At 41.7% G+C, this 14,816-nt stretch carries 13 protein-coding genes; 11 read left to right on the top strand and 2 right to left on the bottom strand.

Translation table 11 applies throughout. The annotated features are described in order from the left end of the window. Positions 1-33: 33 nt before the first annotated feature. A complete protein-coding gene (locus PKOR_RS16630; protein ID WP_046312220.1) occupies positions 34-1,659 on the top strand; it encodes an ABC-F family ATP-binding cassette domain-containing protein in 1,626 nt (541 codons plus the stop codon). 10 nt (positions 1,660-1,669) lie between these two features. After that, a complete protein-coding gene (locus PKOR_RS16625; protein ID WP_235336662.1) occupies positions 1,670-2,395 on the top strand; it encodes a hypothetical protein in 726 nt (241 codons plus the stop codon). Between the two features lie 74 nt (positions 2,396-2,469). On the opposite strand, the gene PKOR_RS24830 is transcribed toward PKOR_RS16625, so the two are convergent. Both PKOR_RS24830 and PKOR_RS24825 read right to left on the bottom strand, forming a co-directional pair. Beyond that, positions 2,470-2,619 (bottom strand): lmo0937 family membrane protein, encoded by a 150-nt coding sequence (locus PKOR_RS24830; RefSeq protein ID WP_115566706.1) that lies wholly within the window; start codon positions 2,617-2,619, stop codon positions 2,470-2,472. 64 nt (positions 2,620-2,683) lie between these two features. After that, complete coding sequence (locus PKOR_RS24825; protein ID WP_148561732.1) at positions 2,684-2,836, bottom strand: lmo0937 family membrane protein; 153 nt, start codon at positions 2,834-2,836, stop codon at positions 2,684-2,686. Positions 2,837-3,232: 396 nt separating this feature from the next. Between PKOR_RS24825 and PKOR_RS16620 the strand changes: the two genes are divergently transcribed. The 9 genes from PKOR_RS16620 (at position 3,233) to PKOR_RS16580 (ending at position 14,814) form a co-directional block, all read left to right on the top strand. Further along, a complete protein-coding gene (locus PKOR_RS16620) occupies positions 3,233-4,123 on the top strand; it encodes a 3-hydroxyacyl-CoA dehydrogenase family protein (RefSeq protein ID WP_046312218.1) in 891 nt (296 codons plus the stop codon). A 459-nt stretch (positions 4,124-4,582) separates the two neighbouring features. Next, entirely contained in the window at positions 4,583-5,371 is a 789-nt protein-coding gene (locus PKOR_RS16615; protein WP_046312217.1) for a polysaccharide biosynthesis/export family protein, read from the top strand. A 13-nt stretch (positions 5,372-5,384) separates the two neighbouring features. Next, on the top strand, positions 5,385-7,709 hold the full coding sequence (locus PKOR_RS16610) for a GumC family protein (RefSeq protein WP_046312216.1): 2,325 nt from the start codon (positions 5,385-5,387) through the stop codon (positions 7,707-7,709). A 187-nt stretch (positions 7,710-7,896) separates the two neighbouring features. Next, the gene (locus PKOR_RS16605; protein ID WP_046314595.1) at positions 7,897-8,400 is read left to right on the top strand and encodes a UpxY family transcription antiterminator; all 504 of its coding nucleotides are present in this window, start codon (positions 7,897-7,899) and stop codon (positions 8,398-8,400) included. A gap of 36 nt (positions 8,401-8,436) precedes the next feature. Then, positions 8,437-9,516, top strand: a complete 1,080-nt coding sequence (locus tag PKOR_RS16600) for an NAD-dependent epimerase (RefSeq protein ID WP_046312214.1) — start codon at positions 8,437-8,439, stop codon at positions 9,514-9,516. A gap of 86 nt (positions 9,517-9,602) precedes the next feature. Beyond that, entirely contained in the window at positions 9,603-11,159 is a 1,557-nt protein-coding gene (locus tag PKOR_RS16595) for a lipopolysaccharide biosynthesis protein (RefSeq protein ID WP_046314594.1), read from the top strand. 440 nt (positions 11,160-11,599) lie between these two features. Continuing rightward, positions 11,600-12,517 (top strand): O-antigen ligase family protein, encoded by a 918-nt coding sequence (locus PKOR_RS16590; protein ID WP_148561731.1) that lies wholly within the window; start codon positions 11,600-11,602, stop codon positions 12,515-12,517. An 18-nt stretch (positions 12,518-12,535) separates the two neighbouring features. Next, positions 12,536-13,963 carry a hypothetical protein gene (locus PKOR_RS16585; protein WP_046312210.1) on the top strand — a complete coding sequence of 476 codons (1,428 nt, stop codon included), beginning with the start codon at positions 12,536-12,538 and terminating at the stop codon, positions 13,961-13,963. Between the two features lie 95 nt (positions 13,964-14,058). After that, positions 14,059-14,814, top strand: a complete 756-nt coding sequence (locus tag PKOR_RS16580) for a hypothetical protein (RefSeq protein ID WP_046312208.1) — start codon at positions 14,059-14,061, stop codon at positions 14,812-14,814. Positions 14,815-14,816: the final 2 nt, after the last annotated feature.

The following is a 14,816-nucleotide window of genomic DNA, read 5'->3' as shown; positions in this document are numbered from 1 at the left end:
CAAATCTAACATCATACTTATACCTAAGCCTTTATGATTAGTACGAACAATGTCAGCCTGTCTTATGGCAAGCGCACATTATTTGAAGATGTAACCATCAAATTCACACCCGGCAACTGTTATGGCCTTATTGGAGCCAACGGTGCTGGTAAATCAACATTCCTGAAAATATTATCCGGTGATATAGATCCTAACACCGGTACAGTGGAAATTCCTGCCAACGCTCGCCTTGCAGTATTGAAGCAGAACCACTTTGAATATGACGAGTACCCTGCCCTTCAAACTGTTATCATGGGCCACAAGCGCCTTTGGGGCATTATGGAAGAAAAGGATGCTATTTATGCCAAGCCTGATTTTAACGAGGAAGACGGTATTCGTGCCGCTGAACTGGAAGGCGAATTCGCTGATTTGGAAGGCTGGAATGCCGAGTACGAGGCAGCCGAACTCTTGAGTGGCCTGGGCATTAGCGAAGACCTCCACCACTCCCTGATGAAGGACCTAAGCGGTAGCGAGAAAGTACGTGTTCTCCTGGCGCAGGCTCTGTTCGGTAACCCAGACATTCTATTGCTTGATGAGCCTACTAACCACTTAGATGCTGAATCTATCATGTGGTTAGAGAACTTCCTGGACAACTTCGTTAATACCGTAATTGTGGTATCGCACGACCGCCACTTCCTGGATGCCGTGTGTACACACGTAGCCGATATTGACTTTGGTAAAATCCAGATGTACGCCGGTAACTACTCCTTCTGGTATGAGTCTAGCCAACTTGCATCAAAGCAGCGCTCTGATGCCAATAAAAAAGTGGAAGACAAGCGTAAGGAGCTGGAGGAGTTCATCCGCCGTTTTAGCGCCAACGCCTCTAAATCGAAGCAGGCTACTTCGCGTGCTAAATTACTAGAGAAGCTAACAGTTGAGGATATCAAACCTTCTTCTCGTAAGTACCCGTACATCGCCTTCAAACCTGAGCGTGAAGCTGGTAACCAGATCCTGAACGTAGAGAACCTGAGCAAGTATGTAGACAGACAGCCTATCTTCACTGATATCAGCTTTATGGTTGATAAAGGTGATAAAATAGCTGTGATTGGACGTAATGACCTAGCCGCCTCATCGTTCTTCAAGATTTTGTTCGAAGAAGAGCAGGCAGATGGTGGCGAGTTTAAATGGGGTACAACCATCACCGCTTCTTTCTTCCCTAAGGATAACCAGGAGTTTTTTGATACTGACCTGAACCTGGTAGACTGGCTGCGTCAGTACTCAGTGGAAAAAGATGAAAGCTTTATCCGTGGTTTCTTAGGCCGCATGCTGTTCTCCGGAGAGGAGTCTCTGAAGAAGGCAAACGTACTGTCAGGAGGTGAAAAGGTTCGTTGTATGTTCTCACGTATGATGCTACAGTCCGGTAACGTGCTGGTATTTGACGAGCCAACCAACCACTTGGACCTGGAGTCTATTCAGGCACTGAACAACTCGCTACGTGATTTTGATGGAACTATCTTGTTCTCGTCGCACGACTTACAGTTTGTGGATACCATTGCTAACCGTATTATAGAGTTAACACCTAATGGCATTATAGATAAGCGCATGACTTATGAGGAGTACTTGTCGGATGAGGCGATAAAAGAATTGCGTAAAAAAATGTATGCCACAGCCGTAGTATAAGCTAAACCATTTGGACAGAACCATGCTGACGCACGCGCGCCTCCTCACACTTGTTTTATTGCCACTGTTGTTGTTCTTGCTGCTATCTAGCACAGACACTGCTGCACAGGTACCTGATACGGTGTACCGCAAACCTGAACTGCCTACCGGGCCTCCGGCTCCTGTAGAGCAACAAAGGCCACAGCAGCAGCCGAAGGTAAAGGAACAGTCTCAGCCGGAAGTGGTTCAACGCAATGAAAAAGAAGAGGAGCAGCCTGAAGAGCAGCTACGCTTTATCGATAAGCTATACTTTGGAGGTAGTTTTGGTTTACAGTTCGGTACATTTACTACCATCTCGTTGCTTCCGACTATTAGCTATGCTATCACTCCAAAGCTATATGCAGGTGTGGGCGGCGTGTACCACTACGAAAGTGGCGACGGGTTTAACCTACATCACTACGGTGGCCGTGTATTTGGCCAGCTAGAGATGTTTAACATCGGTGATGGAGCTGTATTGGCACACGCCGAGATAGAAAGCTTAAGTATAGCCGTGCCATACTTTGATGTAACTGGCAGGCGCCGGACCGACCGGACTGGTTTGTCGATGCCCTTAGTCGGCTTAGGCTATCGACAGAGGATTTCCTCCAAAGGCTTTTTTGACTTGCTTGTCTTGTACAACGGTAATGACGATCCTATCAACCCATACAGTAACCCTGTAATTAGGATAGGTTTCAACATACCCTTCACAAACAGGTAAGAGAAAGGTATAAGTATAAAAAAGGGGCTGCCATTCATTTTGGCAGCCCCTTTTATTTTATAGTAGTATTACTGTCAGCCCCGTATCAGGCGAAGAAGTACCACAATAATTGCGATTACAAGTAGGATGTGTATCAGACCACCTACAGCATCAGGGAATCCTAAGAAACCAATGAGCCAGATGATCACGAGTACTACAGCTATAATATACAATAAATTTCCCATAGTTTTGTCTATTTATAGTGTTTGAGTTGATTTTTCTATTTATAACGTAAATATTTGCTGCGGGTTAAGCACTTCTAATGAGGCGCAAAAGCACCGCAATTACTGCTAATACAAGCAGCACATGAATTATTCCGCCAACGGCATCCGGGAACCCAATAAACCCGATTAACCAAAAAATCACCAGCACTACGGCGATGATATAAAGTAAATTTCCCATAGTTTTTGTTTGTGTTCAGTTTAATGAGCAGGTAGTTTATAAGCCCACCCACCCTTTTTGCATTTTCAATTTTTAGCTTTTACGAAGCTCTATAGCAAAGGATTTATATTTAACAATTATTTTCTATTTCAATAGTAATGTTTTTATATTACCCACTTTAACACCACTAAACCAAAAGCTTAATGGTCAAATGTTTACGTCGATAAAACACCAAAACTCTACCCCCATGCCATTTCACTGTTTCTGTCATTTTCCTACTTTTCAAGCTTATAGAAGGGTGAATGTTCTTGATTCACATTTATAATATTTTAAAGATAAACCACACCTTTTCCGTAGCTTAAGTATAATCTTACTAGCTTTGTATACTTATAAAACAGACAGATACTTTATCAACCTATGAAAAAAGTTGCAGTAATAGGTTCTGGCACAATGGGTAACGGAATTGCCCACGTATTTGCCCAGAACGGATTCCCTGTTTCACTTGTAGATATTTCCGAAGAAGCCCTGCAGAAAGCACTTACCACTATCTCCAAAAACTTAGACCGTATAATTACTAAGGGCAACCTGAGCGAGGAGCAAAAGCAGCAGACGCTGAACAACATCACCACCCACACAACTATACAAGATGGTGTAAAAGATGCAGATTTAGTAGTAGAGGCTGCTACAGAAAATGTAGACCTTAAGCTTAAGATCTTCCGCGACCTTGACAGTTTTACGAAGCCAGAAGCCATACTTGCCTCTAATACCTCTTCCATTTCTATAACTAAAATCGCTTCGGCAACTAGCCGCCCGGGAAAAGTGATTGGCATGCACTTTATGAACCCTGTACCGGTTATGAAGCTGGTAGAGGTAATTCGTGGTTACTCAACTACTGACGAAGTTACGCAACAGGTAATGGAGCTGTCGAAACAACTAGGTAAAATACCGGCTGAAGCAAATGACTATCCAGGCTTCGTTGCAAACCGCATCCTGATGCCCATGATAAATGAAGCCATTTACTCTCTATATGAAGGTGTAGCCGGTGTTGAAGAAATAGACACCATCATGAAGTTGGGTATGGCTCATCCCATGGGGCCACTGCAACTTGCAGACTTTATTGGGCTGGATGTTTGTCTTTCCATCCTGAATGTACTTCATGATGGCTTTGGCAATCCAAAGTACGCTCCTTGTCCGCTACTGGTAAATATGGTGCAGGCAGGCCACAAAGGCGTGAAGTCAGGCCAAGGTTTCTACTCCTGGACACACGGCACTAAGGAGCTGGTTGTTGCTGATCGCTTTAAGAAGTAAATTGTCACTAGCGCAGAAATCCTCAGCCTTTTTACTAAAATAAAGAAGCCTCAGCCTAAAATGGCTGAGGCTTCTTTATTCTCATACTAGTACAACTTCTATCACAGTATAAGTTACTATTTGTTATTCAATATTCCATCTAACTAAAGGACAAGATAGTTAGCTTAACTATCTGTAATCTTTCAATATAAGTTACAACAGTTATCTTAAAGAAGAGAAACCCAACACTCCCTACTCCTTCCGAAACTTAGCAGAAACATCACCAACAGCTACTTCTATAAATAATTCAAGGACAATATGCGTAAAATTTAGAACAAATATAAAACAACTAATTTACTATGTAACCGTATTGTGATTATCCACACTACAATTTAACAGTACCGTAACACTATTTAATTTTATGCCAGAAAATTAACACAATAAACAATATTTGAGAGTTTCCACCCTAATAATATTTGTATGAGAGTTCATAAATTTTTTGGATTAGTCCTCGTTCCTTTTGTCATTCTCCTGCAGTTCTCCTGCACAAATACAAAAAATGCCATCTACTTTAGTGACTTAGGCAACACTGAGTTTAGTAGCGCAACTGAGAAGCTTGAGCCGGTTATCCAAAGAAATGACCTCCTTAATATTTCTGTCAGCAGTCTCAACCCAAATGCGTCCCAAATTTTCAATGTTAACAGCACAGGTGACATCCGAAGTATAAGTGCATCTAGCTCAGTAGCACCAGCCACAGGCTATCTGGTTGACCAAGATGGATTTATTCAGTTTCCGGTGTTAGGAAAAGTCAAAGCAGCGGGTTTAACCAAAAAGGCACTGAAAGATGGGATAGAAAACGAGCTCCTCAGGAGAAAGCTGCTATTAGATCCTATTGTGGATGTGCGCTATCTAAATTACAAAGTATCGGTTTTAGGTGAAGTAGCAAACCCATCTGTACTGACGGTACCTAATGAAAAGATAACCCTGCTCGAGGCTCTAGGCTTAGCTGGTGATCTAACCATATTTGCCAGTCGTAACAATGTACTCCTTATCAGAGAGGAAGAAGGAAAGAAAAAGCTGATTAGGATTGACTTAACAACAGATGAATTATTTAAATCGCCCTATTACTACTTGAAGTCTAATGACATCGTTTATGTTGAGCCGAATAAGACTAAAATAGCCTCCGCGGGTGCTGCAAGGCAGTGGCTTCCACTTGTAATTAGCTCTCTGACATTAGTAGTAGTTAGCATAGATCGTTTAACGAGATAAAAGCAAGCAGTTTATGGATAAAAATAAGGTTAATGCCGAGGATAACTTGGTAGCATCGCTGGTATATAAGTTTTTGCCTTTCTGGCCTCTCTTTGTGGTATTGTTTATTTTATCAGTTGCAGGTGCTTGGGCCTACCTTAAGTTTTACGCAACTCCTACCTATGCCATAACCGCCTCTTTGATTATAAGGGATGAAGAGAAGGGTGTAAATGCCTCGAAAATTACTGAATCTATTGATGCGTTTAGCTCTAACAAGATTGTAGAGAACGAGTTGAATGTGTTACGATCCAATGCACTGATGAACCAGGTGGTAAACGAACTTAAGCTGTATGCTCCTGTTTATGAGGAAACAAAGCTGAGGTCTGTTCCTGCTTATACCTCCTCCCCTATTACTATTACACTAAAGGATCCGGAGAAAGCCACTGAAAACCCAATGATCTTTTTTACTTATGATGAGTCATCTAAAGAAGTAATAATAGACAGCAAGAAATACTCTATCGGCACCTGGGAGAAAACACCTTATGGCGTTATGCTCTTCTCAGAAAACGAAAAACAGACGTCGACCACAACCAACCCCTTATATTTTTCCATCATAAGCCCTACAAGGGCAGCTAACCAGCTTAGCGGCAGTATATTTATTGAGTCGGCGGGCAAACTTTCTAGCGTTGTAAATTTATACCTGGAAGACAAAGTACCGGAGAGAGGTGAGGACATTCTGAATGCTCTTATCCATGCGTACCAAAAAGCGGCGGTAACTGAAAAGAACTCCCTTGTTTCGCAGACTTTAGCTTTTGTAGAAGAGCGTATTCAACTGATAGAAAAAGAGCTACAGAATCTGGAAGACAAAATAGTAAAATACAAGTCTACACAAGGCGCAGTCAACCTGAATGAACAGGGGAAGCTTTTTCTCCAAAGCGTAGATAACAATGACCGTCGTCTGAATGAAATAAACCTGCAGCTAGCGGTTCTAGATAATGTAGAAAGGTACGTTGTAAGAAAAAATAAAGATTTGGGTATTGTTCCTTCAACTTTGGGTGTAAGCGACCCAGTACTGTCACAGCTTTTACAGAAGCTTTATAATTCTGAAATACAGTACCAGCAACTCAGCAAAACTACCGCTGAAAACAACCCATTGCTCGTTTCTTTAAGAGAAGAGATAGAAAGTATAAGGCCAGGTATATTAGAAAACATCCGCAACCAGCGTGACAACTTAGTCTCAAGCCGCTCCAAGCTTTCCTCAACAAATAGTTCATATAGCTCTGTACTACAAAGTATCCCTAGAAAAGAAAGGGAGCTACTGGAAATTAGCCGGCAGCAGGCCATAAAAAACAATGCTTATAGCTTCCTTCTGCAGAAGCGCGAAGAAACCATGCTGTCGTATGCCCCTACAGCTGAAGATATCAGGGTAGTAGACATGGCTGAGTCTTCAAAGACACCAGTGAGCCCTAATGCACTATATGTATACCTATCTGCAGTTGTACTTGCTTTGGCAGGAGGAGTTGCCCTGGTTACGGGCAAAGAGATGCTTCACAGCAAAGTTCTCTTCAGATCAGAAATTGAAGCCTATCTTAATGCCCCAATTGTTGCTGAATTGTCTACTGTAAAAAATCATGACAAGAACTTACCGCTACAACCAGCAGAAGTAGCCCAGGTAGAACAGTTCAGGCAGCTAAGGGTAACCATGGGCCTTTATGGGCGAACATTTACCAGACGCAAAATTATGGTAACCTCCAGTATTCCAGGAGAAGGCAAAAGCTTTGTGAGCACAAACTTGGCCATCAGCCTGTCTTCTTCTGGCAAAAAGGTAGTTATACTTGATTTTGACTTAAGAAACCCTAATACTTCTGTGCTGTTCGAAAATGCTAATCAGACAGGCATTATAGAGTATCTTAAAGACAACCTGGATCCAAGGGATATTATAAGAAGCACTTCCTTCGACAATCTCAGTATGATACCCGCCGGTATTGATATAGGTGATCACACTGAACTCTTGCTAAACAGCAAGATGGAGGAGCTATTCAGCTACCTGGAGGAGTCTTATGACTATGTGATTATAGACACACCTCCTGTTGATCTTGTTTCAGATGCTTATTTGCTGTCGGAGTACTGTGATATATCACTACTCGTGATCAGGCACGCCTATACCCCAAAAAGCTTTATTCAGCGCTTATCACAAAACAACAAACTTCGATCTATGGGTAATGTAGCTATTGTTTTCAATGGCGTAAAACCAAGAGGATTTGTGAAGGGCCAGTACGGCTACGGCTATGGCTATGGCTACGAAAACAAGTATGGTGATAAAACCTACAGGGCAAGAAAACTCGCAACAAAATCATAATCTTTAGAGCCTGAAATACAGGCTCTAAAATCACCGCACCTCTCTTATCATACATACCTGACTGTAATGGCAGCTACTGAATAATTTCTGCTAGTTGCCCTCCTTCAAAACCTGCTTTTCCCGGTTGCACCATGTGACTGAGGTAGGCGAAGCCATGCATTCTTACATACTTTACAGATCTACTCCAATGAGTGAATTAAATGAGAAGTGGTACGCAGTTTACACAAAACCCCGCTGGGAGAAAAAAGTAGCAGACACGCTGGCACAAAAAAACCTTACCGCTTACTGCCCTCTTAATAAAGTAACACGACAGTGGAGCGACAGGAAAAAGTTGGTGCATGCGCCTTTGTTTACTTCTTATGTTTTTGTGCGCATTGCTGAAAAGCAGATCAGTGAAATAAAAAAAGCTAGTGGGGTTATCAGCATGGTAAACTGGCTTGGGAAGCCGGCTGTAATCAAGGATGAGGAGATAGAGACGATCAAGCGGTTTCTGAAAGAGCACCAGAATGTACAGCTAGAGAAAATTCAATTCAGTGTAGAAGATAAGATCAAGGTGACTGCAGGTTCCTTTTTAGATAAAGAAGGTACTATAGTCGCAGTAAAAAACAACACTGTGCGGGTTGCCCTTCCTTCTCTCAACTATGTTTTGTATGCTGAGATTGCCAAATCAAGCGCTGTAAAGGTTGATTAAGCTAAAGGTTTTACTGTTCAACAAAAGAATAAAGGGATGAAAGTATTAGTCACTGGTACCGCAGGCTTTGTTGGTTTCCATTTAGCGGAGCATCTACTCAGCAGAGGAGATGAGGTAATAGGCTTAGATAACATTAATGACTACTATGATACTAGCCTGAAGTTTGCCAGGCTTGCTGAAAGTGGCATAAGTGAGGAATTGGTGGAGTGGAACAAAGAAGTAGCCAGTTTGAAGCACCCCAACTATAAGTTCATCAGAATGAACTTAGAAGATAAGGAGGACCTGATGTCTCTTTGTGACCGAGAGCAGTTTGATGTTATTGTGCATTTAGCGGCACAGGCAGGTGTACGGTATTCCATCTCAAACCCTGATGCCTACGCACAATCAAACTTAGTCAGCTTTCTGAACGTGCTTGAAGCTAGCAGGCATTTTAAAATAAAGCACCTGGTATATGCCAGCTCATCCAGTGTGTATGGGCTGAATGAAACGATGCCTTTCTCTGTAAAGCACTGTGTTGACCACCCTGTTTCACTCTATGCTGCCAGCAAAAAGGCTAACGAGCTGATGGCTCATACCTACAGTCATCTATACAGAATTCCGACTTCCGGCCTGCGCTTTTTTACAGTATATGGTCCTTGGGGCAGGCCAGACATGGCTTACTTTCTTTTTACAAAAGCCATTTGTAATGGTGAGCCTATACAGGTGTTCAACCATGGTAAAATGAAAAGAGATTTTACTTATATCGACGACATTGTAACGGGTATAGTAAATGTGTTGGATAAACCTGCTGAGCCTTGCAAGAACTGGAATGCGAAAAGACCTGATCCGTCAAGGTCCACTGCTCCATATTGTATATACAATATCGGAAACAATAAGCCAGTAGCGCTTATGAGCTTCATTAAAACTATAGAAGAATGTTTAGGGAAAGAAGCTGTACTAGAAATGAAAGGCATTCAGGATGGAGACGTTACAGCTACCTGGGCAAACGTAGATGACCTTATTCAAAACTTCAACTATAAGCCCGACACTAACTTGAAAGCTGGGCTTAAAAGGTTTACTGATTGGTACACGAGCTACTATACATTAGAACAGTTACCGCTTGCTGCTAATGCATAGGCATAGTGGTATTACTCCGACTACCTATGTCCCTACACATAGTACAGAAAAGGTTAAGTTTTCACTCCAGTAATTCTATAAATACCTTGAACCAGGAAGTAGTATCCGCCGCCCCAACACTTAAGAAAAAAGAGAACTTAAAGCAGAGAGCTTACCTCAACTCTTTAACAAACATTATTGATTATGTGGTTACCCAATTTACTGGCTTTCTAGTTAGTCCTTTTATTGTTAGTGGCTTGGGCAACTCCATGTATGGTGTCTGGCAAATGCTAAGCCAGATGAGCGGCTATGCGAAAGTTGCAGATACAAGGGCAACACAAGTGCTTAAATGGACTATTGCCAAGAAAAAAGACATTGTAGATGAAGAGGAACTAAGAAGCGATGTAACTAGCGCCCTTGCTATAACAGGCCTTATTGTGCCCCTGGTCCTGATAGCCGGAAGTGTGGTTTCATGGTATGCCCCTATCATCACAAAGGTAGAACAGGAATATTACACGTTAGTTAGAATTACGTGTTCCCTAATGATCCTGTCGCTTGTTGTGTCAAAGCTATTCGACCTGTACGAGTCTGTTTTAAGGGGGATGAATCTCGCTTTTAAACGAATGGGATTGCGTGCTGCAATTGTAGCTTTCGGAGGCGGTTTAAAAGTGCTAGTACTAACGCAGGGATATGGTTTGATAGCCCTCGCTATTGTGCAGTTAGTTATAACACTGATAATAGGTATAACCTATTATATAGTAGTTAAAAAAACAGTAAGCTGGTTCGGGTTTGGCCGCACCAATTTTGCTAAGATCAAGATTTTCAGCAAGGTGAGCGGCTGGTATTTGGCCGATACCGGTGCCAGCCTTCTATTAGGCAACAGTGATAAAATATTACTTGGCTTTATAGCTGGGCCAATAGCAGTTACCTACTACACACTCACCTTGTTTCTACCGACTGCATTTCAAGGTATTATCAACCGAATTGTAATGGGAGTACTGCCCGGAATAGGAAAGCTGTTAGGACTACAAGAGTATGACAAGTTAAAAAACGTGTTAGAAAACATTAACAGCATTACGTTTCTTCTCATCACAGCTTCAGCCGTTACTATAACTATAATAAACAGCTCCTTTTTAAATGCATGGGTTGGGGGAGAGCTGTATGCAGGCAACATTGCCAATACACTGATTATGGTTATGGTCATCCAAGACACCTTCATCAGGAACGATGCTTACATACTTAGCGCAACTCTTGATCTTAAAGATAAAGTCTTATTAACCCTTGCAGCCGGTGTTCTGTTTATACTGATTGGATTCTTCCTGGTGGGCAAGTTGCAGATAACCGGCCTTTGTATAAGCTTGTTGGCAGGAAAATTAATTTTGTTTATAGGGCAAAGACATCTCATACACAGCAAGATTCAATATACCTCTGCCAGCTCCATACTAGCCAGAATCAGGCCATTGCTAGTGTCTTTAGCTATGCTCGCAGGAGCTGGGTACATCACCACAACAATGAAACCACTTAGTATACTGGAAATGGCAGGCCTTACGCCCCTCATTTTTCTAGTGGCGTTTCTAGTATACTATTTTCTAGGGCTAAACAAAAACAACAGATCCGAGCTGATCAGAATAGTCTCTTCCATCAAGCTATTCAAGTATGACTGATTTATTTATAATACAACTAGTTTAAAGGATTAAACAGGTAGATCATGAGCGCATTTTTTCTAGTAGTAGAGCTACTATCTTATGTCTTTATAATGTTCCTTCTGCTTAAGAAGAAGGAACTGGCTATTGCTTACTTACCAGCAGTTGTATTTGCCAATAATATGATCGTACCCATAATACCAGCATCTGTTTATTACCTAGCTGTTACTGTACTAGTATTCTCTATCATTTATAGAAACCCCTCCTATTACAGGAATAATATACCTGCCATCATTCTACTCTTATACATATTGATCTTACTCCCACGGTCAAGTGACTTGGTACTAATACGCCCCTATGTGTTTTCAATACTTTGGCTTTTAACTGTCATTCCTGCAATCAGTGCTATTTATAGAAAGTATAGCAGGGATGTCATATTTAAAGAGCTAAACACCTCTGCCATGATCATACTAGCTTTATTTATAGTGAACGCTTTGGTCTCTACAGTTAAAGGCTATTCTCCAAAAGAAATGTATGGTATCACGAGTGGTATTCTGTACGGCAACATAATCGCAGAAGGCTTCAACGTTATTGCGCTCTCCATATTCGTAGTCACCTTAGGTTTTATTGAGCACAAGAAAGTGTTAAACCTGATAATCTTAGCCGTTACCTTCTCATTTATCATGTTAAGCCTCAGGCGTTCTGTGATGGGTATAAGTGCCATGGGTATAGGCATAGCTTACCTTACTATTCTTACAAAAGAGAAGGCTAAGACCTTTTTTGCCTTTGGGTGCCTTGCCCTGATGCTGGGGCTTGCCATTGTTACTACCACAGACCTAGCTGACCACTTCAAAGAAAGATACGAGCTTCGAAAGCTTGACGAAAGGGAGCTTGAGGAAGAGAAAAGGTTCTTTGAGTATGAGCTTCTTTACAAAGATATGTTCGTTTACCGCGACTATAGTCCTTTGATCGGGTATGAGCTGTTTAACAGCTGGGGCAACTATGGTAGAGGTGTGTTGGAAGAGAGAAGTCTTCATGGGGACCTGACTAGCATCACCCACTCAACTGGCTTTATCGGTCTTTTTCTATACCTGCTAATGGTATTCTCGGCATTCAAAAGATCTTTTAGGTCAGCAGAATCAAGAACCGACATGCTGACTATTATCTTCTGCGCTTTGTCATTCATGATCTATACTATAACCGGACGCTACACTGAGATTGGGGCAACCATGATGCTTTACCTTGTACTCATGCTACCGCTGGCTAAGAAAGAAGCAGAGGCTGAGGAGGCTCAAACAGAAAGCGAGGTTATGGAACCAAATGTACGACAAAAATCACTTGCTACTACCAAGATAGATACACAAGCAATTCACAGTTAACCATACTGATAGCAGTTTATGATCGCTCAAGCTAACATAACAAAAGAGTCTCTCAGGCTTCTAACTGAGTTAAAGAACAGCAATATCAGATTTGCTCATTGGAAAGGGAACAACCATTTACTGGAGGCATTGGTGGGGAAGACCGATATTGAACTACTCATATTTCCCGATGACCAGCACACCTTTGAGTCTGCTATGGCAAAACTCGGTTTTAAAAAACTGAAAAGCCAACCATGGAATGTGTACCCAATGGTAGAAGACTGGATAGGGTTTGACTATGAAACCGGTACGCTACTGCATCTACACACACACTATGCTCTTGTGGTTGCGATCCGTTATGGCCTATACCTTTCCTTACCCTGGATAAAGGAGTTTTTCACCCTTCTTAAAACTGATGAACTAACAGGTTGGCCTATCCCGGTACCAGCCTTAGAGGCAACGATACTTTTCATCAGAATCTGGACAAAAGTAAAAAATAAGCCTCAGGCCGAAGCTGATTTACTCCATGAAAAACATAATGAGGTAGTTGATCTGCTAAACAAAGCTCAGCCCCAGGATTTTGAGTATGTGTGCGAAAAGCTAAAACTCAAGCTACCGGACAACCTTGATGATAGATTAGAAAGAATAGTGCGACAAGGAGACCTGACTGAAGTTAAGTACCTCTCCCGGTATTTCTACCAGCAAATAGCAGCCACACAAGAGAGAAGCCAGGTCTATTCATCATTTAGATTCCTCTTATATAAGTATTATTTAAAATCTGCCAAATCTTACTCAAAATTCTCTAAGCCATTAAAGCTCAAGAAAACGATGCATAATGGTGGTAAAGTGATAGCCCTAATTGGTAGTGATGGCTCTGGTAAGAGTACACTTAGTAACGACATAACCAAGTGGCTCACCTTCAAGATTGATACCCACTACTTCTATATGGGTAAGAAGCCTTTTATTAGAAGCTATGATCAACTTCACTTTTCAAAGGCTGATGTGATAGCAAGCAAGAACAAACTCTCCCGTCTACTTAAAAAGCTGGCTGGTGATTTTTACCATGTTATGATGATAAAGCAAAAGGCTGACATGCTGCATACAGCTAGAGAATTGAGTAGAGAGGGCAGCATCATTATTTGCGACAGATTTCCTCAGAAAGATATACTAGGAATCAATGACGGCCCAAGGCTTCAAAGGAAGAAACTGAATTGGTCTTCCCAGGTTGAGATGAGACTCTACAATAAGGTAACCGAGGAAGGTGTGGATTTAGTGTTCAGGCTGCTCGTAGCACCTGAGGTAGCCTTTAAACGAAAGCCGGAACACAACTTTGCCATGATTCAACAAAAATGTAATAACATAAACAAGATCACATTCAGAAACTCAAAAGTAATTGACCTGGATGCGAGCAAGCCGTATGACCAGGTGCTGCTGGAGGTAAAGAGGCAGATTTGGAAGCACCTTTGATACTGGATAAACTAAGCTATAAGTTTAGTATAAACAAATTTCATACATGTTTAAATGCAGTTAAGGCTACATAACCCTGAACCGCTTATAGCAAAATGAACCAGAAGATAATTGAGATTATTGGCCCTCCAGGGGTAGGCAAATCTACAGTATATAAGTCATTATGCAAAACCTGGACCCCAAGTGCCAACTGGGTCTACCAAGACACGCTCTTGTTGCCTGAAAAACCAAACATACAGGATTTTAGAAGGTGGTTTGAGTACTATGCTAAAAAGCTCTTGGGGAAGAAAATTACAAGAAGTATAAAAGCAGAGTATGGCTTACGTTTTGTTAGCAATAACCCTAACCTAGCACACTTTTATTGGGATCAGCTTTCTGACACCCGTATTTTCAAAGATGAAGAAATAAACAAGCGCTTTCGGTCGGCTTACTTCTTGTTTTGCGACTTTTGCAGGTACCAGGCAATACTGGAGAAAGAAAGCTCTAAACTTTGTATCGTTAATGAAGGCTTATTACAAAAGTCCTTCTTTGTCCATGACAATGAGGAGTATCTGAACGTTTTACTTAGTACCTACCTATCGTTGTTACCCTTACCGCATGCTATCATTTTCATTAATACACCTAACAAAAAAGTAATTTTTGAGAGGCTGAGAGGCAGAAAGAAAATACATGCATCTCATGTAGGAAAAGAAGATGCTGGACTTATGGAAGACATAGATAGGTGGCAGCAAACGCTAAATCTCATAATTGAGAAAGCACGGGAGGCTAATGTTAAGGTTCTAAATGTGGATGGAGAAAAGCCCATAGGCGATAATGTCAGCTACATTAATAGTATGCTCGCCAAGCTTTGAAA

The organism is Pontibacter korlensis (assembly GCF_000973725.1).
GTDB classification, from domain to species: Bacteria; Bacteroidota; Bacteroidia; order Cytophagales; family Hymenobacteraceae; genus Pontibacter; species Pontibacter korlensis.
This window is presented reverse-complemented; position numbering and strand designations above follow the sequence as displayed.